At 43.0% G+C, this 19396-nt stretch carries 22 protein-coding genes and 1 pseudogene; 20 read left to right on the top strand and 3 right to left on the bottom strand.

Going from position 1 to position 19396, the window contains the following annotated elements:
• The first annotated feature begins 15 nt into the window (after positions 1-15).
• Together CGC64_RS15470 and uxuA are read left to right on the top strand one after the other, a co-directional pair.
• Positions 16-828, top strand: coding sequence for an SDR family oxidoreductase (locus CGC64_RS15470; RefSeq protein WP_005678019.1), 813 nt, complete (start codon positions 16-18; stop codon positions 826-828).
• A 43-nt stretch (positions 829-871) separates the two neighbouring features.
• Positions 872-2041, top strand: a complete 1170-nt coding sequence (uxuA, locus tag CGC64_RS15465; RefSeq protein ID WP_005678020.1) for a mannonate dehydratase — start codon at positions 872-874, stop codon at positions 2039-2041.
• A 75-nt stretch (positions 2042-2116) separates the two neighbouring features.
• Here the strand turns inward: uxuA and CGC64_RS15460 are convergent, their stop codons facing one another.
• Positions 2117-2719 carry a 3'-5' exonuclease gene (locus CGC64_RS15460; RefSeq protein WP_005678021.1) on the bottom strand — a complete coding sequence of 201 codons (603 nt, stop codon included), beginning with the start codon at positions 2717-2719 and terminating at the stop codon, positions 2117-2119.
• Positions 2720-2794: 75 nt separating this feature from the next.
• Between CGC64_RS15460 and CGC64_RS15455 the strand changes: the two genes are divergently transcribed.
• On the top strand, positions 2795-3619 hold the full coding sequence (locus tag CGC64_RS15455; protein WP_005678022.1) for an AraC family transcriptional regulator: 825 nt from the start codon (positions 2795-2797) through the stop codon (positions 3617-3619).
• Positions 3620-3700: 81 nt separating this feature from the next.
• Positions 3701-4117 carry a pyridoxamine 5'-phosphate oxidase family protein gene (locus CGC64_RS15450; protein ID WP_005681421.1) on the top strand — a complete coding sequence of 139 codons (417 nt, stop codon included), beginning with the start codon at positions 3701-3703 and terminating at the stop codon, positions 4115-4117.
• A gap of 133 nt (positions 4118-4250) precedes the next feature.
• Here CGC64_RS15450 and CGC64_RS15445 read toward each other — a convergent pair whose 3' ends face one another.
• Positions 4251-4526 carry a putative quinol monooxygenase gene (locus CGC64_RS15445; RefSeq protein WP_032855226.1) on the bottom strand — a complete coding sequence of 92 codons (276 nt, stop codon included), beginning with the start codon at positions 4524-4526 and terminating at the stop codon, positions 4251-4253.
• A 470-nt stretch (positions 4527-4996) separates the two neighbouring features.
• Between CGC64_RS15445 and CGC64_RS15435 the strand changes: the two genes are divergently transcribed.
• The 11 genes from CGC64_RS15435 to CGC64_RS15390 all read left to right on the top strand — a co-directional run bounded on the left by CGC64_RS15435 (position 4997) and on the right by CGC64_RS15390 (position 14943).
• Positions 4997-5698 carry an SIMPL domain-containing protein gene (locus tag CGC64_RS15435; protein ID WP_005678027.1) on the top strand — a complete coding sequence of 234 codons (702 nt, stop codon included), beginning with the start codon at positions 4997-4999 and terminating at the stop codon, positions 5696-5698.
• Positions 5699-5710: 12 nt separating this feature from the next.
• The gene (locus CGC64_RS18995; protein WP_162532074.1) at positions 5711-5866 is read left to right on the top strand and encodes a hypothetical protein; all 156 of its coding nucleotides are present in this window, start codon (positions 5711-5713) and stop codon (positions 5864-5866) included.
• Between the two features lie 80 nt (positions 5867-5946).
• Positions 5947-6096: a hypothetical protein gene (locus tag CGC64_RS19345; RefSeq protein ID WP_005678030.1), complete on the top strand. Its 150-nt coding sequence runs from the start codon at positions 5947-5949 to the stop codon at positions 6094-6096.
• 203 nt (positions 6097-6299) lie between these two features.
• Positions 6300-6614, top strand: coding sequence for a hypothetical protein (locus CGC64_RS15425; protein ID WP_005678031.1), 315 nt, complete (start codon positions 6300-6302; stop codon positions 6612-6614).
• Positions 6615-6700: 86 nt separating this feature from the next.
• Positions 6701-8857, top strand: coding sequence for a TonB-dependent receptor (locus CGC64_RS15420; RefSeq protein ID WP_005678033.1), 2157 nt, complete (start codon positions 6701-6703; stop codon positions 8855-8857).
• Positions 8857-9339 carry a DUF4625 domain-containing protein gene (locus tag CGC64_RS15415; RefSeq protein WP_005678034.1) on the top strand — a complete coding sequence of 161 codons (483 nt, stop codon included), beginning with the start codon at positions 8857-8859 and terminating at the stop codon, positions 9337-9339. The genes CGC64_RS15420 and CGC64_RS15415 overlap by 1 nt, the downstream gene beginning before the upstream one ends.
• Positions 9340-9480: 141 nt before the next feature.
• Positions 9481-10077 (top strand): cytochrome c nitrite reductase small subunit, encoded by a 597-nt coding sequence (gene nrfH / locus CGC64_RS15410; protein WP_005678035.1) that lies wholly within the window; start codon positions 9481-9483, stop codon positions 10075-10077.
• 42 nt (positions 10078-10119) lie between these two features.
• Positions 10120-11601, top strand: a complete 1482-nt coding sequence (gene nrfA, locus CGC64_RS15405; protein ID WP_005678036.1) for an ammonia-forming cytochrome c nitrite reductase — start codon at positions 10120-10122, stop codon at positions 11599-11601.
• Positions 11602-11612: 11 nt separating this feature from the next.
• Positions 11613-12848 carry a cytochrome c biogenesis protein ResB gene (locus CGC64_RS15400; protein ID WP_005678037.1) on the top strand — a complete coding sequence of 412 codons (1236 nt, stop codon included), beginning with the start codon at positions 11613-11615 and terminating at the stop codon, positions 12846-12848.
• Complete coding sequence (locus CGC64_RS15395) at positions 12845-13636, top strand: cytochrome c biogenesis protein (RefSeq protein ID WP_005678038.1); 792 nt, start codon at positions 12845-12847, stop codon at positions 13634-13636. The genes CGC64_RS15400 and CGC64_RS15395 overlap by 4 nt, the downstream gene beginning before the upstream one ends.
• Positions 13637-13665: 29 nt before the next feature.
• Entirely contained in the window at positions 13666-14943 is a 1278-nt protein-coding gene (locus CGC64_RS15390; protein WP_005678040.1) for an alginate export family protein, read from the top strand.
• A 72-nt stretch (positions 14944-15015) separates the two neighbouring features.
• On the opposite strand, the gene CGC64_RS15385 is transcribed toward CGC64_RS15390, so the two are convergent.
• Positions 15016-15705 (bottom strand): Crp/Fnr family transcriptional regulator, encoded by a 690-nt coding sequence (locus CGC64_RS15385; RefSeq protein ID WP_005678041.1) that lies wholly within the window; start codon positions 15703-15705, stop codon positions 15016-15018.
• Between the two features lie 324 nt (positions 15706-16029).
• On the opposite strand from CGC64_RS15385, the pseudogene CGC64_RS15380 reads away from it, so the two are divergent.
• The 5 genes and pseudogenes from CGC64_RS15380 to CGC64_RS15360 form a co-directional block, all read left to right on the top strand.
• Positions 16030-16365, top strand: a pseudogene (locus CGC64_RS15380) (site-specific integrase); the annotation flags it as partial.
• A 37-nt stretch (positions 16366-16402) separates the two neighbouring features.
• Positions 16403-16711: a MobC family plasmid mobilization relaxosome protein gene (locus CGC64_RS15375; protein ID WP_032855260.1), complete on the top strand. Its 309-nt coding sequence runs from the start codon at positions 16403-16405 to the stop codon at positions 16709-16711.
• Positions 16701-17660 (top strand): relaxase/mobilization nuclease domain-containing protein, encoded by a 960-nt coding sequence (locus CGC64_RS15370; protein WP_005678045.1) that lies wholly within the window; start codon positions 16701-16703, stop codon positions 17658-17660. Before CGC64_RS15375 ends, CGC64_RS15370 begins: the two co-directional genes overlap by 11 nt.
• Before the next feature lie 33 nt (positions 17661-17693).
• Positions 17694-18098 (top strand): hypothetical protein, encoded by a 405-nt coding sequence (locus CGC64_RS15365; protein ID WP_081447308.1) that lies wholly within the window; start codon positions 17694-17696, stop codon positions 18096-18098.
• Positions 18098-19393, top strand: a complete 1296-nt coding sequence (locus CGC64_RS15360) for a restriction endonuclease subunit S (protein ID WP_050396682.1) — start codon at positions 18098-18100, stop codon at positions 19391-19393. The genes CGC64_RS15365 and CGC64_RS15360 overlap by 1 nt, the downstream gene beginning before the upstream one ends.
• The last annotated feature ends 3 nt before the right edge of the window (positions 19394-19396 follow it).

Raw genomic sequence — 19396 nt, 5'->3', positions numbered from 1 at the left:
AATTTTTTAGAAACCATGAATGAATTATTTAACGTAAAGGACAAAGTTGTTGTAATTACCGGTGGAGCCGGAATCTTAGGTAAAGGAATTGCTGCATACCTCGCAAAAGAAGGTGCAAAAGTTGTTGTGCTCGATAGAAGCGAAGAAGCAGGAAAAGCATTGGTAGACAGCATCAAAGCTGAGGGCAACGAAGCTATGTTCCTTTATACTGATGTAATGGACAAAGAAGTATTGGAAGGCAACAAAGTGGAAATTATGAAAGCTTATGGCCGCATTGATGTACTGCTGAACGCTGCCGGTGGTAACATGGCAGGTGCAACAATCGCGCCGGACAAGACTTTCTTCGACTTGCAGATTGACGCTTTCAAAAAGGTAGTAGACCTGAACCTGTTCGGTACAGTGTTACCTACAATGGTATTTGCTGAGATCATGGTAGAACAGAAGAAAGGCTCTATCGTAAACTTCTGCTCTGAATCAGCTCTTCGTCCGTTGACTCGTGTAGTAGGATACGGTGCGGCAAAAGCTGCTATCGCCAACTTTACTAAATATATGGCTGGTGAACTGGCTCTGAAATTCGGTAACGGCTTGCGCGTAAACGCTATCGCTCCGGGCTTTTTCCTGACAGAACAAAACCGTACATTATTAACTAATCCTGATGGTTCTTTGACTGACCGTTCAAAGACAATCCTTGCTCATACTCCGTTCAACCGTTTCGGCGAACCGGAAGATCTTTATGGAACAATCCATTATCTGATTAGTGATGCTTCTAACTTCGTAACAGGTACAGTAGCTGTTATCGATGGTGGTTTCGACGCATTCTCTATCTAATTTATTTCAATCATAATCAGTAATCTATAAATAACAGCTATATATGTATTTATGTGAACAAACTTGGCGCTGGTATGGTCCTAACGACCCGGTAAGCTTGTGGGATATTAAACAAGCCGGCGCTACCGGTATAGTAAACGCGCTTCATCATATTCCGAATGGTGAAGTATGGACAGTAGAAGAAATCATGAAGCGTAAGCAAATGATTGAAGAGGTAGGTCTGACATGGTCTGTTGTAGAAAGTGTACCTGTGCACGAACATGTCAAGACACAGACAGGCGACTTCATGAAATATATCGAGAACTATAAGGAAAGTATCCGTAACCTGGCAAAATGTGGCGTAATGGTAGTTACTTACAACTTTATGCCTGTATTGGACTGGACACGTACTGATCTTGCCTATACACTGCCCGACGGCTCTAAAGCGCTTCGTTTTGAAAAAGCGGCTTTCGTAGCTTTCGACCTTTTCATCTTGAAACGTCCGAACGCAGAAAAAGACTATACTCCTGAAGAAATAGCCAAAGCGAAAGCTCGCTTTGAACAGATGAGCGAAGACGATAAGAATCTCTTGGTTCGCAACATGATTGCCGGACTTCCGGGCTCTGAAGAAAGTTTCACAGTAGAACAATTTCAGGAAGCGCTCGACCGTTACAATGACATTGACGCTGAAAAACTTCGTTCCAACCTGATTTTCTTCCTGAAAGAAATTGCTCCCGTTGCCGATGAAGTAGGAGTGAAGTTGGTGATTCACCCGGATGACCCTCCTTATACAATCTTAGGTCTGCCGCGTATCCTGAGTACGGAAGAAGACTTCAAAAAACTGATTGAAGCCGTACCTAACGAATCCAACGGTCTTTGCCTGTGTACAGGCTCTTTCGGTGTACGTGCTGATAATGACCTTGCCGGTATGATGGAACGTTTCGGTGACCGTGTAAACTTTGTACATTTGCGTAGTACACAGCGTGATGAAGAAGGCAATTTCTACGAAGCAAACCATTTGGAAGGAAACGTAGATATGTACAATGTAATGAAAGCTCTTATTCTTCTGCAACAACGTCGCAAATGCTCTATCGCTATGCGTCCCGACCACGGGCATCAGATGATTGATGATTTGAAGAAGAAGACAAATCCGGGGTATTCTTGTTTAGGACGCCTTCGCGGATTGGCAGAACTTCGCGGTTTGGAAATGGGCATCGCTAAGTCTATCCTTTAATTTGAGTACATAATTAGCATTTTATTATAGAAGCACTACGGCTATTATTGATTGAGATAATAGTTGTAGTGTTTTTTATTTGGTCTTTTTCACTGTTACCGTTTGAGGAATGAGTGAATCGAATAAGTCTCCGACGTGCGTATCTTTATTTGCTTTTTTCGCTGGCTTCGCTTTTTTCGGTTCAGGAATAATTAGTAATGCAATTTGGGCGCAGGCTTCTGCGTCAGCAAGTGCGTGGTGGTGATTCTCCAAGTTATATCCGCATCGTTCTGCTACTGTATGCAACTGATGATTGGGCAGGTCCTTTCCGAACACTTTCCTTGAAGTACGGCAGGTACAATAAAACTTGTAATTAGGATAAGTCATACCATATAATTCGTGAACAGCACGGAGGCAACCTTCATCAAAAGGACTATTGTGAGCTACAAGCGGAAGTCCTTCCAGCAACGGCTTGATTTCCGCCCATACTTCAGGAAAATCATCCGCTTCCATAGTGTCATCGTAGGTAAGTCCGTGGATAGCTGTTGTCCATTGAGTATAATAGTTGGGTGCAGGACGAATCAGACGATAGATTTTATTCACAATCCTACCGCCTTTTACGATGACAATACCGACACTGCATACACTGGTACGCTTGCCATTGGCAGTTTCAAAGTCGATTGCTGCAAAGTCTTTCATTAGTCCGTTGTTTTTTGAATACAAATGTATTGAATTAGAATTTATTCTCTCTATATTTGCCTGTAAAATATATCAATGTATACAGAATATCAGCCTTCTCATTTGCTTGCTCCCTATATTGACAACTATTGGGAATTTAAAGGTAACCCGGAATATGGTATGCGCATCCATATTCTGCCGGATGGTTGTACCGATTTTATTTTTACGCTTGGAGAAGTCGCAGATACAGTGGAGGAAGAAAGCTTGATTATGCAACCTTATCGTTCGTACTTTGTGGGGCCGATGACGAAATATTCCGAACTGATTACATATTCCGAATCGGTTCATATGTTTGGTGTTCGTTTTTTGCCTTGCGGATTGTCCTGTTTTACAAAGTTGCCTTTACATGAATTTGTAAATGATAGAATCAGTACAAGGGAAATGAAAGCAGTTTTTGATGATACTTTTGTTGAAAGGCTATGCGAGCAAGAACATATAGGCGACCGGATACGGATAGTAGAAAAATATTTGTTGTCGTATCTGTCTCGTCATTATGAGTCTGCCGATTCTCATATTGTTGTGGCGGTGGATATAATCAATCAGTTCGGAGGAAAACGTCCTGTTCGTAGTTTGATCGATGAGGTCTGTTTGTGTCAGCGCCATTTTGAACGGAAGTTCAAGTATTATACCGGATTCACTCCGAAAGAATACAGCCGTATTGTCAAATTCAAGAATGCCGTAGAATTGTTAAGGAATACAACATCTCCCAATTTATTGACTACGGCAGTGAATGCGGGATATTATGACTTGGCGCATTTCTCAAAAGAGATTAAGACATTATCGGGCAGCACTCCTGCCTCATTTCTTTCGATTACAATACCGGATGATACGACGTTGACCTATATCGAACCGCAAAAGTAGGTTTGTAAAAGTCGATTTTTTACAATAGAACAGAGGTTTATGCCATTATCTTTGCAGGTATAATATAAATCCAATAAGATTATGTCAACAAAAACAATGAAAGAGAAAGCAACCGAGTTGTTGCAGAGATGTGAAGTTGTAGTGCTTGCTTCTGTAAACAAAGAGGGATATCCCCGTCCTGTGCCGATGAGCAAGATTGCAACAGAGGGAATTTCTACTATTTGGATGTCTACCGGAGCGGACTCATTAAAGACTATCGACTTTCGTAAGAACCCGAAAGCCGGATTATGCTTTCAGGATAAGGGAGACAGCGTAGCCTTAACGGGAACTGTAGAAGTGGTAACGGACGAGAAAATGAAAAAGGAACTTTGGCAGGACTGGTTTATCGAGCATTTCCCCGGTGGCCCTACCGACCCGGGCTATGTACTGCTGAAATTTGAATCGAATCACGCGACTTATTGGATTGAAGGGACATTTATTCATAAGAAACTGGACTAGTCCTTCATACATTCTTATTCCCGTGGGATATGGAAATATAAAAAGAGAGAAACATTCTTTCCTTCCGAAGAAGAATGTCTCTCTCTTTCTGATGATAGTTGGATAGATAGTATATCTATTCTCCGTGTTTCATTTAGAATTCGAACTTCTCCAGTTTCATTTCAGCTAATTCCTGAATGATACCTACATATTTGCCGAAATGCGGAGACTTCTCGTGAGTTGCCAATACCTCAGCATTCTGCCATGTTTCACAAATCATGAAAACGTCGTGACGGGTACTGCTTTCGAAAGTATCATAAGCAATGCATCCTTCTTCCTTTAAAGAGCAAGTAGTTAGTTCCTTAGCTGCTTCAATCGCTTTTTCGCGGTTTGTCTCGCTTACGCGGACGAAAACATTCAATCTAATCATAGTCTTTATTATTAAATGATTAAAAATAGCTTTATCACATCTTGGTGAATAAATCGCAGGCAAAGATACTATTTTTGTGCTTTGTCGGATAGCTTGTTCTTTAAATTTCATCAAAACGTCATATAATCATCAAAAAAAACGATTATATTTATTCTGGAATCAAAAAGCAACTATTTTGGACGCAACTCTTAATTTTTTTCTGGCTTAATATTAGCCTCACGAACCACAGGCTAATTTCTTTCGTTTGAGTAATTCCACTCGAGCCGTTTTTCATTTTGTTATTTACTGCATAGTTTCTTTTCTTTTGGGCAAACAGCCTTATAAGTATAAAGTAAAGAAAGGAGATGTTATTTTGATACATAGAAAGTGCTTGTTTGATATTTTAGAATGAAGTTCGTAATATGGATTTTTTTTATAGCTTTGTGAACTGATGGCATATAAAAAGTAATAACACCCTAATAATCGAAGATATGAGAAAAGTATTTTTATTGGCTTTTGCCTTGTTCGCATGGAATATCCTTGCCAATGCTCAGGAAAGTGATGAAAGATATATTGAAGTGACCGGTTCTTCGGAGATAGAAGTCGTCCCGGACGAAATACACTTTCTGATTCAGATAAAGGAATACTGGGAAGAAGAATATACGGGTAAATCAAAGAAAGAGGAAGATTTTCGGACGAAAGTGCCGTTGACTGTGATAGAGAAAGATTTGCGTAAAAGTTTGCGTAAAATAGGAATATCGGATGAGGCTATCCGTACGCAGGAAGTAGGGGACTATTGGCGTCAGAGAGGGAAGGAATTCCTGATTGGCAAACAACTGGATATTCGTCTTACGGATTTCGAGCAAATCAATTCCATTATCCGGTCTGTCAATACATGGGGCATTGAATCAATGCGTATCGGGGAACTGAAACATAAGGACTTGCCGATGTATAGGAAGCAGGGAAAGATTGAAGCATTGAAAGCAGCCCGTGAGAAAGCATCCTATCTGGTGGCAGCAATGGGACAGCAATTGGGTGAAATCATTCGTATCATCGAACCTGCCGATAACAATATAAGCCGTTACCTTCCTTTCCAGGCACAGAGCAATGTCAGCATGGGGACGGCGGCTACCGAACAGTACCGTGTCATCAAGCTGAGATATGAAATGACCGCCCGTTTTGCCATAAAATAAAAAATGCCTATTTTGGGGTATAAGAAAACCGGATTCCTGCAAATCATCGAACCTAAGATTATCATCCGTAAGGCGGGTAGAAACAATGCGTATATAACTGCTGTTTTGGATAAAAGCTGTTCGGTTGCTCAGGCGAAGCGTGAGGAACTGAAGTTGAAATTCTCCTGATCTGGTAGTCGCTTGGATGAACTCTGCTTATCCGATGAAGATATCAGAGAAGATCGGAGTGGCATACAATCCTTCTTTCTTTGGATACACAAGCTATCGAAAAGTACCAGAATAAACTGGATGCGAAAACCACCGTCGGCGAACTGTTGGCTGTCAATGCGCAGCCGCAGAGATTGAAGTTGGTTGATACGCCGGAAGCGGAGAAGTATATATCCGTGAATGGGCATTGAATACTGCTGCCGTGACTAGAGCGGGAAGGAATGTGTTTTATGTATGGAAACAGGAAGAATGAGATGATTTAAAAATAGTTTTTCAGAGGTAATTTCAGAAAAGGAATATTGTCTGATAACACATATTAAGCCTGATAATTTGTCAGTTCTCTTTCATACCCCTATATTTGTTCCCGCTATTCTATATAATCAATAGAGGGAGAATGTATCATAAGAGAAAAACAAGAGCGTACATAGCATGGGTGTTGTTCATGACATTCATTCCGTTCTTTGTAGTGAAGACCTTTCACTATCATGGAAGCGAGGATGAAAAGTCATGTTCTCATGCCGGGCATTCTCACAAATCATCCGATGATTGTGCGATATGCCAATACTCCCTTTCTCTCTTTACTGAACCTCAACCGGTAGAATTTCATTGTACATTAACGCTCGTGCCTTACGAGCCGGTTGTTTATCAGGATAAGGTCGTTTACAAACGGACTTATTCACATCAATTGCGTGCACCCCCTGTTGCATAATTACATAATCAAACTTTTCAAGAAGGCAGGCTTATCGTAACCTGTCCTCACATTCATTTTACACATTATATAAAAGATTGTAATTGATGCGTATCGGAATTATTTCGGGCGTATTGGGGCTGACTGTAGTCTTACCCGCCCACGCACAGAAGTCCGATTCAATCAAGAGTTTACTTTTGCCTGATGTCGTTGTGACCGAGTCGTACCAGCAACGTCAAGCCAAAAAGTCTGCGCTTGCGGTTGATGTAGTGGATCAGGATTTTCTGCGCAAACATTTTACGGGAAACTTCATGCAAGCAATGGAGAACATCCCCGGCGTGCAAACAATGGATATAGGTTCCGGCTTCTCCAAACCGATGATCCGAGGAATGGGATTCAACCGGATTGCTGTACTCGAAAACGGAATCAAGCAGGAAGGACAACAATGGGGAGCCGACCACGGACTGGAACTGGATGCTTTCAATATCGGAACTGTCAATGTCCTGAAAGGTCCTTCTTCACTACTATATGGCAGTGATGCAATGGGAGGGGTGATTGACATAACTTCACCTCCCGTACCCTCGGTAGATATGTTATTCGGAGACGTTACACTTCTGGGAAAGTCCGTCAACGGAACGCTCGGAGGATCATTTATGCTGGGAATAAAGAAGAGTTTCTGGTATGCACAAGTCCGTTATTCCGAACAGCATTTCGGGGATTACCGCATCCCTACGGATACTATTGTTTACCTGACGCAAAAAATGCCTGTTTACGGGCGTAAGCTAAAGAATACGGCAGGTATTGAACGCAATATCGGATTCTTCGCCCAATATCAACGGCAAAGATATAAAGCGAACTATTCCGTAAGTAACGTCTACCAAAAAACTGGTTTCTTTCCGGGGGCGCATGGTATACCGGATGTATCCCGCGTAGAAGATGACGGGGACAGCCGTAACATGGAATTACCTTACAGCAAGGTGAATCATCTGAAGGTGACTACCCTTCAGCAGTATGCGTGGGAGAAGCTAGTTTTGTCGGGCGACTTTGGATTCCAGAATAATCACCGTGAAGAATGGAGTGTTTTCCATACCCATTACGGTTCGCAACCCGTACCGGAGAAAGACCCGGACAAGGAACTGGCTTTCAACTTGAATACTCTCAGTGCATCGGTAAAAGTCCGCTTTATCGGTTCTTCTTCGTGGGAACATGCATTGGGTTGGGACGGACAGCATCAACGGAACGATATTTCCGGTTATTCATTCTTATTGCCTGAATACTACCGTTCCACCACCGGATTGCTTTGGCTTACGACTTATAAGCCTAATAATGTTATCTCCGTCAGCGGAGGAATGCGGTATGACTATGGATATATTCATATATCTTCGCATGAAGACGCCTATCTTGCCGATTATCTCCGAAAACAGGGATATGATGAAGAACAGGTAGAACACTATAAGTGGAACAGCCATGCAGTGAAAAAGAAATTCGGTGATTATTCATTCTCTCTGGGATTGGTATGGACACCGTCCGAACGGCACATGGTAAAAGCAAACGTCGGTCGTAGCTTCCGTCTGCCCGGTGCGAACGAACTGGCGGCTAACGGTGTGCATCACGGGACCTTCCGGCATGAACAGGGAGATACAAATCTGAAATCAGAACAGGGATGGCAAATGGACGCTTCTTATAACTTACGGTATAACGGGTTTTCCATTTCCGTTTCTCCCTTCGTCAGTTGGTTTAGTAACTACATCTTTCTGCGTCCTACGGGCGAGTGGTCTGTCCTGCCGCATGCCGGACAGATTTATCGTTACACAGGAGCCGAGGCGCTGTTTGCCGGAACGGAAGCAACGATAGACATTCACTTTCTGCGTAGTTTCAATTACCGTATTTCCGGTGAGTATGTTTATACCTACAACTGCGACGAGCATATCCCGTTAAGTTTTTCTCCTCCGTTTAGTATGCGGAACACGTTGACATGGCAGAGGAAACAGGTTATGCTTTATGCAGAGTGGCAGTCCATAGCCCGGCAAAATCGCGTAGATCGTAACGAAGACCGTACACCGGGTGCAAACCTGTTCCATTTAGGCGGTTCGTTGAATATTCCCATTCGGGGGAATCAGGCAATAGAAATAACCCTGACCGCCCGGAATATTTTCAATACCCGATATTACAATCATCTTAGTTTTTACAGGAAAGTAGAAATCCCCGAACCGGGACGCAACTTCCAATTATTAATCAAAATTCCATTTAAAAAATTACTGTAATGAGAATTAAATTATATCTCCCGATAATCAGCCTTTTGGCAATGTCTGTTTTTGTATTTATCTCTTGTGACGATTCGGATAGTGATACCACTAAGCCGGTGATTGAACTGCACGAACCCGAAGAAGGGCAAGCGCTGAAAATAGGAAGTGAATACGGCGTGCATTTTGAAATGGATCTGTCGGACGACGTGATGTTGAAGTCGTATATGATTGAAATACACAGCAACTTCGATCACCATTCGCATGGAAAAAGCAGGGGGGCCGGAGAAACCATCGATTTCAGCTTCAACAAGTCTTATGATATTTCCGGAAAGAAAACGGTACATATTCATCATCATGATATTATGATTCCGAAGGATGCAACTCCGGGAGATTATCATTTAATGGTTTATTGCACGGACGCTGCAGGAAACGAGACGTATGTTGCCCGTAATATCGAATTGAGTAACGATGTAGAAGAAGAATATCATCATCATGAATAGAATAAAGGTATTATAAGTAGGTGCATTGTAAAAAATGCGACCTTTGTAGGTACAAAATTGGAGAAAGAAATTTAAAGGTGTAATAGATATTACACCTTTATTGTTTTCAAAGCTTTACTTTTGTGAAAAATACTTTTCCCTATGATAAAGTTGCCAATTATAAATCGAATTTTTCCTTCGTACAAATCGAAGATAATAGCTGTCATTGTTACCGGCGTTATCGTGGGCGGAGGAGTTTTATTTATGTATATGCTTCGGGCACATACATATTTGGGAGATGATCCGGCAGCATGTGTGAATTGCCATATCATGTCTCCTTATTATGCAACCTGGTTTCATAGTTCGCATGCCCGGGATGCTACTTGTAATGACTGTCATGTTCCTCACGAAAACGCGGTAAAGAAGTGGACATTCAAGGGGATTGACGGAATGAAGCACGTAGCGGCGTTTCTCACGAAAAGTGAGCCGCAGGTGATACAGGCACACGAAGCCAGTTCGCAAGTGATTATGAATAACTGTATCCGTTGCCATACACAACTGAATACGGAGTTTGTGAAGACGGGAAAGATAGATTATATGCTGTCGCAAGTAGGAGAAGGAAAGGCTTGTTGGGATTGTCACCGCGATGTCCCTCATGGCGGGAAGAACTCGCTGTCTACGGCTCCGGGAGCTATTGTACCGCTTCCCGAATCGCCCGTGCCGGAATGGCTCCAAAAAATGATAGATAATAAAGAATAAGCAAAATATAACTACGTAATAAAACAATAAAACCGATATAGAATGGAAAAGAAATTAAAATCATGGCAAGGATGGCTGTTGTTCGGAGGCTCAATGGTTGTTGTTTTTGTTTTGGGACTATGCGTTTCTGCATTAATGGAGAGGCGGGCGGAAGTAACTAGTATCTTTAATAATCGCAAGACTGTCATCAAAGGGATTGAAGCACGCAACGAACTCTTTAAGAATGATTTCCCTCGTGAATATCAGACTTGGGCGGAAACTGCAAAAACAGATTTCCAAAGTGAGTTTAATGGAAATGTTGCCGTTGATGTACTGGAACAACGTCCTAATATGGTAATACTTTGGGCGGGATATGCTTTCTCGAAAGATTATTCCACTCCGCGCGGACATATGCATGCTATCGAAGATATCACGGCTTCGCTTCGTACCGGAGCACCTGTGAATCCTACCGACGGTCCTCAACCGTCTACTTGCTGGACCTGCAAGAGCCCGGATGTTCCCCGTATGATGGAAGCATTGGGCGTTGATTCTTTCTATAACAATAAGTGGGGCGCCATGGGTGCGGAAATTGTGAACCCGATCGGTTGTTCCGATTGCCACGATCCGGAAACGATGAATCTTCATATCAGCCGTCCGGCTTTGATTGAAGCGTTCCAACGTCAAGGCAAGGATATCACAAAGGCTACTCCACAGGAAATGCGTTCGCTCGTATGTGCGCAATGTCACGTAGAATATTACTTCAAGGGTGACGGCAAATACCTGACTTTCCCTTGGGATAAAGGCTTTACTGTGGAAGATATGGAAGCCTATTATGATGAAGCCGGTTTTTATGATTATATTCATAAATTGAGCCGTACCCCGATTTTGAAAGCACAGCATCCGGATTACGAAATTGCTCAAATGGGTATTCACGGTCAGAGAGGTGTCTCTTGTGCCGATTGCCACATGCCTTATAAGAGTGAAGGCGGTGTGAAATTCAGCGACCACCATATCCAGAGTCCGTTGGCAATGATTGACCGTACTTGTCAGGTCTGTCACCGTGAAAGCGAAGAAACATTGCGTAATAACGTTTATGAACGTCAACGCAAAGCGAATGAAATCCGTAACCGTTTGGAGCAGGAGTTGGCAAAAGCGCATATCGAAGCTAAATATGCCTGGGATAATGGGGCGACAGAAGAGCAAATGAAAAATGTGCTTGCTCTGATTCGTCAGGCGCAGTGGCGTTGGGATTTCGGAGTGGCTTCCCACGGAGGTGCTTTTCATGCGCCGCAGGAAATTCAGAGAATCCTTTCTCATGGGCTCGATCGTGCTATGCAGGCCCGTTTAGCTGTATCTAAGGTGCTTGCGAAGAATGGATTTACCGGAGATGTGCCGATGCCTGATATTTCCACTAAAGGAAAGGCACAGCAATATATCGGTCTGGATATCGACGCGGAAAAAGCGGCCAAGGAGAGATTTCTGAAAACGACTGTTCCGGCTTGGTTGGAGAAAGCGAAATCAAATGGTCGTCTGGCACAAAAATAAGATAGTAGTATATGTGGAGCAAACCGTGGAGCTATAAAGAAGGTCTGATTATTGGTGCAGGATTATTGGTGATAGGTGCACTGCTGCAAATAACGGTAGGAGGTATCAATTGGAATCTGTTTGCCTGGCCGGTTAATTTAATAGTGTTATCAGTATATATCATTGTTCTGATAGCCATGCACCTTCTCCGTAAACGAGTCTATTTGTTTGAGTGGTTGAGCCATTATTCCGCAGCCGTTTCTTCCCTTGTCTGGGTGGTCGGTATGACGGTGGTAATGGGTCTTATCCGGCAGGCTCCTTCCGGTCATGCTTCGAATGACATACTGGGATTTTCACAGATGATTTCATCCTGGTCTTTCGTTCTGCTTTATTTATGGATGGCCACTGCATTGGGATTAACGATACTCCGTACCAGTTTCCCTTTGAAGTTCGGCCGCCTTTCGTTTCTTCTCAATCATATCGGATTATTCATTGCATTGATTGCAGCTACTTTAGGGAATGCCGATATGCAGCGACTGAAAATGACTACCCGAATGGGAAACGCGGAATGGCGGGCTACCGATGATAAAGGACAACTGACAGAACTTCCGTTGGCTATCGAATTAAAAGATTTTACTATTGATGAATATCCGCCGAAACTGATGCTGATTGATAATGAAACCGGACGTGCACTTCCCGAAAAATCTCCTGTACATTTATTGCTTGAAGAAGAAGTATACGGTGGGACTTTGCAGGATTGGGAACTGACTATTCAACAATCCATTCCAATGGCGGCCTCCGTAGCTACCGAGGATACGCTGAAGTTTACGGATTTTCATTCTATGGGAGCAACTTACGCTGTACATTTGAAAGCTGTGAACCGAAAGAACCGGCAGACGAAGGAAGGCTGGGTGAGTTGTGGGAGTTTTCTTTTCCCTTATAAGGCATTGCGCCTTGATTCTCTGACTAGCCTCGTAATGCCGGAAAGAGAACCGCAACGCTTTGCTTCGAAAGTGAAAGTCTATACGCAGGAGGGAACAATTACGGAAGATACGATTGAAGTGAACCGTCCTATGGAGATAGAAGGCTGGAAAATCTATCAGCTTAGTTATGATGAGTCGAAAGGGGGTTGGAGTGATATTAGTATCTTCGAACTGGTTCGTGATCCGTGGTTGCCGGTAGTTTATACAGGGATCGTTATGATGATGCTCGGGGCCGTTTGTCTGTTTGTGAATGCACAAAAGAGGAAAGAGGAGGAAAAGGAATGAGTTGGGAATATTTTATATTGTTTGCGGTAGTCGCATTGGTTTGTTGGAGCTTGGGGGCTTTTGCTGCTTGGAAAGGAAAGAAAACGGTATGGGCATACGGATTTACTCTGTTGGGATTGGCTGTATTTTTCTGTTTTATCCTCGGCATGTGGGTTTCTTTGGAACGTCCTCCGATGCGGACAATGGGAGAGACACGTTTGTGGTATTCTTTCTTTCTGCCGTTGGCTGGATTGATAACGTATATACGTTGGAAGTATAAATGGATTCTTAGTTTCAGTTGCGTTCTGTCATTAGTCTTTATCTGTATCAATATCTTTAAGCCGGAGATTCACAACAAGACGTTAATGCCTGCTTTACAGAGTCCATGGTTTGCTCCTCATGTTATTGTGTATATGTTTGCTTATGCTATGTTGGGGGCTGCGGTGGTAATGGCTATTTATCTGCTTTGGTTCAAGAAAGAAGAGATTGAACGGAAAGAAATGGATTTATGCGATAACCTTACTTATGTAGGTCTGGCTTTTATGACATTGGGTATGCTTACGGGAGCTATTTGGGCAAAGGAAGCTTGGGGACATTACTGGGCTTGGGATCCGAAAGAAACATGGGCAGCGGCAACTTGGTTCTCTTATCTTACATATATACATTTCCGACTGGGTAAACCGTTGAAAGTGAGTCCGGCATTAGTTATTTTGTTAGTATCGTTTGTTTTATTACAGATGTGCTGGTATGGAATCAATTATCTTCCGTCGGCACAAGGTGTCAGTGTACACACTTATAATTTGAATTGAAATATCAAATCATTTAAATTGCAATATTGATGAAAACATTTTATTGGTCATTAGTGCTTATGATGCTATTGCCAAGCATGGCATACACACAAAATACGGAGAAGGAAAATGAGTTCTCGATGTCGATGCAAATCAGACCTCGGGCGGAGTATCGGAACGGAGCTTGGTTTCCTCGCAATGAAGGGGTGAAAGCCGCATCGTCTATCAACAATCGTGCCCGTTTGTCAATTGATTACAAGCGGTCGGACTTGGAAATCAAGATGTCGGCACAGCACGTCGGAGTTTGGGGACAAGATCCGCAGATCGACAAGAACGGGCGTTTTGTCCTGAACGAAGCATGGGCAAAACTTGATTTCGGACACGGCCTTTTTGCCCAGTTGGGGCGTCAGGCATTGGTTTATGACGATGAGCGTATTTTGGGCGGATTGGACTGGAATGTAGCGGGACGTTATCATGACGCATTGAAACTGGGATATGCGAATAAGAATAATGAGGTACACCTTATTCTTGCCTTCAACCAGAATGACGAGAAGAAGATAGGCGGTACTTATTATGCTTCCGGTGCACAGCCTTATAAGAATATGCAGACTGTATGGTATCACTATAAGGCGGATGCAATTCCGTTCGGCGCTTCTTTGCTGTTTATGAACCTGGGATTGGAAACCGGGGATGCGGCTACGCAGGATTCGCATACCCGTTATCTGCAAACAATGGGAACGTATCTTACCTATAAGCCCGGTAGCTGGAGTCTGGACGGTGCTTTCTACTATCAGACGGGCAAGAATAAGGATGCTGAGAAAGTGTCGGCATTAATGGGAAGCGTGCAGGCTGCCTATGCTTTTGACAAGACATGGGGAGTTGTGGCAAGTTTCGACTATCTGAGCGGCGATAAGGGAAACGGCGACAAGTTTAAAGCGTTCGACCCTCTCTACGGAACACACCATAAGTTCTACGGAAGTATGGATTATTTCTATGCGAATCTATTTGTGAACGGTTATGCGCCGGGTTTAATGGACAGCCGTATCGGTGCTCGTTTCCGTGCGTCGGACAAGGTGGATATGGAGTTGAATTATCACTATTTCACTACCGCGGTTGAATTGCCGGACTTGAATAAGTCCTTAGGTTCGGAAGTTGATTATCAAATCAATTTGTCGGTGATGAAAGACGTAAAACTCTCTGCCGGATATTCTTTCATGCGTGGCACAAAGACGATGGATGTAGTGAAAGGCGGCAATCATAAGAGTTGGCAAGACTGGGGGTGGGTATCGTTGAATATCAATCCGAAAGTGTTTTTCACAAAATGGTAATTAAATAGGGATGACATTCTGACAAGTGTGGCGCAGCATAAAACCGAAAGTTTAAGCTGCGCCACATTTTTATTATATGAATTTCTCTAAAGCTGCTTTGTTCAGGATTTCCACCCGTTTCCCTTCCATGGTGATAAGCCCTTCCTTGATAATCTTATTAATTTCTTTCGATAAGGCAGGGCGGGATACATTGAGGTATTCGGCAAGTTGGGATTGCGTATGTGTAATCTCTACTATCAGGGAATCTTTCTTCTTATGCTCGAACAGATAAACAATGAATCTTTCCCGAACAGTCTTGCGGGAGAGGGGTTTCAGCCGTGATACGGTACAAATGTTGCAATTACCGGCAATGCAGAGAAAGTTGTGTAACACTTGCGGGTCTTGGCTGATAACTTTAAACGTAGAATCTTTGGTTGCCATAAGTATCACACTGTCTTCAAGGGCGGTGAACGTGGCAGGCAGTGTATTGTTTGGATTAAAAAGATGTGGAGTGGCAAAAGTGCGTGGCGCAATGATATATTCAATCATCACTTCGTTTCCCAGTCCGTCGATAATATCCGTGCGTAATTTCCCTTCCAACAACACATACAGTTTGTTACAAGGCGTTCCTTGTGTGACGACTATCTCTTTTTTGTCTGCTGCGTAGATTACGAAATCCAGTTTTTCTAATAAAGATTCTTTTATATTCAAGGGCAAATCCCGGAAAAGAGGGATTTGAAACAGTTTTTCTTTATGTGTGTCGGTCAGTTGTATTTTTTTCATTGCATCATGTTGTTCGTATCGTGGACAAACTTACGGAAAATCTCTGGAATAAACGAATAAAAAGGGAGAAATGGCACTGAATGGCTTATTAATAAAGCGTTTATGACGCTAAACGAAGCCAACGGGAAAAAAAGGGAAAATGCAAAGAAAAGCGGATTTAGGAAGCAGAACGGTTTTCAAATCGTTACCCGTGGAAATGTAAGATTTAACAGTTACCGTGACGTTTGCGCTGCTCTGCTTAGGTTTGCTTATCAAGGTTTAACTCGTTGATAATTAGTTTTGCAACCAAAAAAGTTAAGCATGAGCAGAAGCACATTCAAGGTGCTGCTCTACGTGAAAGGGAACAAGGCGAAAGGCAAGGGACAGGAAGCAAGGGACATCAACCTTACCTTAGACAACATCAAGGCGCAAATCATCAAGCACTATCAGCGCACATCCGACCGTGAAGCGTTTGTTACGGCTGAAATGGTGCGCAACGCCTATCAGGGTATCGGCAGCGAGTACGAAACACTTATCAAGGTATTCGACAAGGATTGCGCCAACTTCCTGAAACGTGTGGGCAAAGACCGCACCATCGGGACATACAAGGTGATGATGAGGGCACGTAATTATGTAGCCGCCTTTATCAAGTCGTTCTATAAACGAAATGATATCAAGCTACACAAATAGATTATTCACTGAAAAGCAGATAGAACAAATGAAGAAAAACAACATAGTTACCCTGCGTTTGACAGACGATGAACTCGGTTGGTTGGGTGCACTGTGCAGACGAAGCAGACAGAGCAAAAGCGAGACCATCCGTTCACTCATCATGAACAGCACGGTACGGGAACGAATCACTAAAGAGCACCTTACGGTCATCCGGCAGTTGATTGGAGAAAGTACCAATCTCAACCAGTTGGCAAGACAGGCGAATACCTACGGATTCTTTGCCGTAGCCGACAAGTGCGAGAACATGGCAAAGGAGGTGTCCCAACTCATAAACAGGCTGAAAGATGATAGGTAAACAGACGAAAGATACATCTTTCAGCGGTTGCGTGTGCTATGTGCTGAGAGAGGACAAGTCCAAATTGCTGGAAGCGGTCGGTGTGGAGGGAACGCCCGAACAGATGGCGGAGCTGTTCGAGTTGCAGACGTTGCTCAATGACAAGGTGAAGAACACGGTCGGGCATACCTCGCTCAACTTCTCACCCGAAGACGGTGAACGGTTACACCATGACGATGCGTTCATGTTGCAGATAGCCCGTGACTACATGGTGAAGATAGGAATAGTCAATACTCAGTACATTGTAGCCCGACATACCGACAGGGAGCATCCACACTGCCACATCGTTTTCAACCGTGTGGACAATGACGGCAAGACCATCAGCGACAAGAACGACTTTTACCGCAATGAGAAAGTCTGCAAGATGCTTACCGCCAAATACAGGCTGCATTTCGCCAACGGCAAGGATAATATCAAGGAAGAACGCTTGCGTCCATACGACAAGGCTAAGCATGAGGTTTACAAGGCATTGAAAGAGGAACTGCCCAATGCCCGAAGTTGGAACGGACTGAAAGAGGCTCTTTCCGAACGGGACATTGAAATGAAATTCAAGGTAAGCCGAACGACAAGGGAAGTGCAGGGCGTGAAGTTTGAGTATGGCGGCATATCCTTTTCCGGTTCAAAGGTAAGTCGGGAGTTCAGCTATATGAACATCGATTACCAGTTAAGACGGAATGCCTTTGAGGATGATTTCAACAACAGGCAGAGAGCTATCCGACAGCCCAAAGAGGAAACGGCGCAGACCGTATCGCAAAGCCATTCTGAAGATAATTTCAGCAGTGGGTTGGGATTGTTCAGCGGAATCGGTTCTTCTTTTAATGTGGCAGATGCGGAAGCCAACCAAGAGATGGCGGAGATATTAAGAAGAAAGAAGAAGAAACCCAAGCGCAAGCGTGGCATGAGATTATAACAGCTTATTTATCGATTCAAAAGATTAACGACAATGGTACAGAAAGATTTTCTATTGGATTTTGACCTCTACATTTGCGAGAGGTTCGGTTACAGAAACAGCCTTCACGTTATACCGACAATGAACGGTTGTTGCGTGGGCGTAAATATCAAGCCCGTAAAACTCTACATTCGCTTTTGGGAGTATAGCAAAGGTATGGGCGGCTTTCCAGACTGGTGCATCATTCTTGTACACTGCAACTTTGCCAAGAAGCAGGACGTGGAATTGCACGAACTTGTACGGTTCTTCAAGGAGTATGCACCACGATATGGGTACAAATACCTCTGCACCGAAGGCGGCGACTATAAGTATTATCAGACACTTGGTTTGAAGCTCATCCACAAAGGACTTTTCGGGCAATACAATTATGGATTGCCGATGAAAGATTTGAATGTCTAATACATGGTTTAGAGTTAAGGAGGGGATTTTTCCTCTCCTTTTTTCTTTCCGATACGCCACATTATCAGCAGGACGTTCCGTTTGAGGTGCCAGAGGGATGGGCGTGGACAACGATTGAAGAAATATGCTCAAAGATAGGTTCTGGTAGCACACCAAGGGGAAGCAACTATTCTGCGAACGGGATTCCATTTTTCCGCTCGCAAAATGTATATAATGACAGACTTGTCTATGATGACATCAAGTATATTTCCGAAGAAGTTCATCAGAAGATGAAAGGCACGGAAGTGCTTGCTAACGACTTGTTGCTGAATATTACTGGTGGTTCATTGGGAAGATGCGTCGTAGTTCCTGCTGATTTTAATTGTGGTAATGTCAGCCAACACGTTTGTATTATGCGTTCAGTTTTAGTTGAACCTGAATATTTTCATGCGTTAGTTTTATCTTCATACTTCGCTAAATCTATGAAGATTACGGGTAGTGGTCGTGAAGGTTTGCCAAAATACAATTTAGAACAGATGGGGTTTCCTTTGCCACCTTTAACAGAGCAACAACGCATAGTTGCCGAGATTAAACATTGGTTTGCTTTGATTGACCAAATAGAACAAGGCAAATCAGACTTACAAACAATCATTAAACAAACCAAGAGCAAAATTCTTGACCTTGCCATTCATGGCAAGGTCGTACCACAAGACCCAAATGACGAGCCAGCCATTGAACTCTTGAAACGTATAAATCCCGACTTCACACCTTGTGATAACGGACATAGTGAGAAGTTACCACAAAATTGGACTTGGGTAAAAGGAAAGAACATCTTTGCACCTATGAAATCGACAAAACCCAAGAATGAAGAATTTCAATATATAGATATTGATTCTATTGATAATAGACGACAAATAATCAGCGAAATTAAAACAATAAAAACAGAAAACGCACCAAGTAGAGCCAGCCGTTACACTCAAAAGAATGACGTTATATTTTCGATGGTTCGTCCGTATTTACGTAATATAGCAAAGGTTGCTAATGATAATTGTATAGCGTCAACAGGATTTTACGTGTGTAGTCCTATTCCACAACTTCTAAATTCAGACTATTGCTATTATCTTATGATTTCTGATAATGTGGTAAATGGATTAAACCAATTTATGAAAGGAGATAATTCACCTTCTATCAATAAAGGGCACATTGATGAATGGCTATTTCCGTTGCCTCCTCTTGCCGAGCAACAACGCATCGTCCAAAAGATAGAAGAATTATTCTCAGCTCTCGATAACATTCAAACAGCCTTAGAAGTGTAAACG

Source organism: Bacteroides caccae, from assembly GCF_002222615.2.
GTDB classification, from domain to species: domain Bacteria; phylum Bacteroidota; class Bacteroidia; order Bacteroidales; family Bacteroidaceae; genus Bacteroides; species Bacteroides caccae.
Note: the sequence above shows the minus strand (reverse complement) of the source record. Positions and strands in the feature narration are given on the sequence as shown.

What these genes read in the sequence shown, in the direction of transcription:
- CGC64_RS15375 (WP_032855260.1), top strand. Translation starts at nt 16,403, where the DNA reads ATGAAGAAAAACAACATAGTTACCCTGCGTTTGACAGACGATGAACTC.
- CGC64_RS15370 (WP_005678045.1), top strand. Translation starts at nt 16,701, where the DNA reads ATGATAGGTAAACAGACGAAAGATACATCTTTCAGCGGTTGCGTGTGC.
- CGC64_RS15395 (WP_005678038.1), top strand. Translation starts at nt 12,845, where the DNA reads ATGAGTTGGGAATATTTTATATTGTTTGCGGTAGTCGCATTGGTTTGT.
- CGC64_RS15470 (WP_005678019.1), top strand. Translation starts at nt 16, where the DNA reads ATGAATGAATTATTTAACGTAAAGGACAAAGTTGTTGTAATTACCGGT.
- CGC64_RS15385 (WP_005678041.1), bottom strand. Translation starts at nt 15,705, where the DNA reads ATGAAAAAAATACAACTGACCGACACACATAAAGAAAAACTGTTTCAA.
- CGC64_RS15460 (WP_005678021.1), bottom strand. Translation starts at nt 2,719, where the DNA reads ATGAAAGACTTTGCAGCAATCGACTTTGAAACTGCCAATGGCAAGCGT.
- nrfA (WP_005678036.1), top strand. Translation starts at nt 10,120, where the DNA reads ATGGAAAAGAAATTAAAATCATGGCAAGGATGGCTGTTGTTCGGAGGC.
- uxuA (WP_005678020.1), top strand. Translation starts at nt 872, where the DNA reads ATGTATTTATGTGAACAAACTTGGCGCTGGTATGGTCCTAACGACCCG.
- CGC64_RS15365 (WP_081447308.1), top strand. Translation starts at nt 17,694, where the DNA reads ATGGTACAGAAAGATTTTCTATTGGATTTTGACCTCTACATTTGCGAG.
- CGC64_RS15415 (WP_005678034.1), top strand. Translation starts at nt 8,857, where the DNA reads ATGAGAATTAAATTATATCTCCCGATAATCAGCCTTTTGGCAATGTCT.
- CGC64_RS15390 (WP_005678040.1), top strand. Translation starts at nt 13,666, where the DNA reads ATGAAAACATTTTATTGGTCATTAGTGCTTATGATGCTATTGCCAAGC.
- CGC64_RS15445 (WP_032855226.1), bottom strand. Translation starts at nt 4,526, where the DNA reads ATGATTAGATTGAATGTTTTCGTCCGCGTAAGCGAGACAAACCGCGAA.
- CGC64_RS15400 (WP_005678037.1), top strand. Translation starts at nt 11,613, where the DNA reads ATGTGGAGCAAACCGTGGAGCTATAAAGAAGGTCTGATTATTGGTGCA.
- CGC64_RS15425 (WP_005678031.1), top strand. Translation starts at nt 6,300, where the DNA reads ATGTATCATAAGAGAAAAACAAGAGCGTACATAGCATGGGTGTTGTTC.
- nrfH (WP_005678035.1), top strand. Translation starts at nt 9,481, where the DNA reads ATGATAAAGTTGCCAATTATAAATCGAATTTTTCCTTCGTACAAATCG.
- CGC64_RS15420 (WP_005678033.1), top strand. Translation starts at nt 6,701, where the DNA reads ATGCGTATCGGAATTATTTCGGGCGTATTGGGGCTGACTGTAGTCTTA.
- CGC64_RS15450 (WP_005681421.1), top strand. Translation starts at nt 3,701, where the DNA reads ATGTCAACAAAAACAATGAAAGAGAAAGCAACCGAGTTGTTGCAGAGA.
- CGC64_RS15455 (WP_005678022.1), top strand. Translation starts at nt 2,795, where the DNA reads ATGTATACAGAATATCAGCCTTCTCATTTGCTTGCTCCCTATATTGAC.
- CGC64_RS15435 (WP_005678027.1), top strand. Translation starts at nt 4,997, where the DNA reads ATGAGAAAAGTATTTTTATTGGCTTTTGCCTTGTTCGCATGGAATATC.